Annotated in this window: 2 protein-coding genes; one reads left to right on the forward strand and one right to left on the reverse strand. The window is 43.4% G+C overall.

Translation table 11 applies throughout. The features are described from left to right. The coding region (locus tag QTO00_RS19540; RefSeq protein WP_331426228.1) for an amino acid ABC transporter permease at positions 1–635 on the reverse strand (635 nt) is incomplete at its 3' end. A 120-nt stretch (positions 636–755) separates the two neighbouring features. Here QTO00_RS19540 and QTO00_RS19545 point away from each other — a divergent pair. Beyond that, positions 756–1532: a transporter substrate-binding domain-containing protein gene (locus QTO00_RS19545; protein WP_331426229.1), complete on the forward strand. Its 777-nt coding sequence runs from the start codon at positions 756–758 to the stop codon at positions 1530–1532. Positions 1533–1545 lie beyond the last annotated feature (13 nt).

A 1545-nucleotide genomic window follows, 5' to 3' on the forward strand; every position in this document is an offset into this window, starting at 1 on the left:
GGTAAGTACTCATTGACTACTAGTTCATTAGCACGACGGGTGAGGTCGCTTAAGCCAATTACGCTAACTAGGGAACTCATCTTGAGGATATAGACAAATTGATTCCCAAGTGGCGGTAAGATCTGCCTAAACGCTTGTGGCAGCACGATTAAGCGCATTTTCTGCCAATAGTTCAGTCCTAAAGATTCCGCTGCTTCATGCTGACCACGGTTGATAGCTTGGATACCACCTCGAAATACTTCTGCCATAAACGCACTTTCGGCGATGGTCAACGCAATGACACCTGCCCAGAAATGGTTAAGAGAGATATCCACTAGGGTTGGCATACCGTAGTACACCCAAAGGAGTAGTACGAGTACTGGCACAGATCGAACCGTCTCAACATATACTCGGTTTATCGCACGCAAATATTTGATAGGAGATAAGGCGGGTAAAGTGACGACCAATCCAATTGTCATCGCAAATAACATACTCAGTAGCGATACTTGAATGGTGTCATTAAAACCTGCGAGCAAGAACGTCAAGTTGGTTTGCCCTTGATCGGTTGTTGGGTCAAGTACGTACCAACCCCACTGGTAATCAGAGCAACCCGATAAAAATAGTAGTGAAGTCAGTAATAGATAACGAAAAGTCACATTACACCTTGTATCGACTAATAAAATCCGTTTGTTGCTGCTATGTTATCAATGAAGTTGCACTAATAGTTAATAATTATAGGGAATATCTTCCACCATCATTCTATTAAGGGAATTGAAATGAAAAAAACGTTGCTTGTGCTAGGAATATGCTTACTTGCTCTGACCCAAGTCGCTCATGCAGAAAGTCGTCTACAAGAGATCTTAGACAAAGGTGTGTTGCGTGTCGGAACTACAGGGGATTGGAATCCGATGACGATGAAAGATCCGGCGACCAATAGTTATCGTGGTTTTGATATTGATGTCACCACTGAGCTTGCTAAAGATCTTGGTGTTAAGGTGGAATATGTCGCGACGGATTGGAAAACCTTAGTTAACGGTATTACTGCCAACAAATACGATATCACAGGTAGTGCCTCGCTTAATATGTCACGCGCTAAAGTCGCTGGTTATAGTCAGCCTTATTTTTACCTTGCTTTTGTCCCTGTAGTACAGAAAAAAGACCTGGATAAGTTTTCTGATTGGAGTGACTTTGACAGTGCTGAGATAAAGGTAGCGGCGACCTTGGGCACTGTGCAAGAAAAAATGGTTAAAGAGTTCTTCCCATCGGCGCAACATATCGTTATTGAAGCGCCGGCGCGTGACTTTCAAGAGTTATTAGCCCGCCGTGCCGATGTCTCCGTAACGTCCAACGTTGAAGCGGCAACACTGGTGGAGAAATTTAAACAGTTAGCGGTTGTGCCGGTTAAAGACCCTCGTAAGCCAACTCCGATTGCGATGCTATTACCACAAGATGATCAGGTTTGGATTAACTATCTGAATCATTGGGTCGAGTTGAAGAAAACTCAGGGTTTCTTTAACAAGACTGCGGAAAAATGGGGCTTGAAGAGTTTGTAAATACTTACTTAAC

It is taken from the genome of Vibrio sp. M260118 (assembly GCF_036533755.1).
In the GTDB taxonomy this organism is placed as follows: domain Bacteria; phylum Pseudomonadota; class Gammaproteobacteria; order Enterobacterales; family Vibrionaceae; genus Vibrio.

Excerpts from the sequence above, each read along its gene's own strand:
- QTO00_RS19545 (WP_331426229.1), top strand. The coding sequence starts at position 756 with ATGAAAAAAACGTTGCTTGTGCTAGGAATATGCTTACTTGCTCTGACC.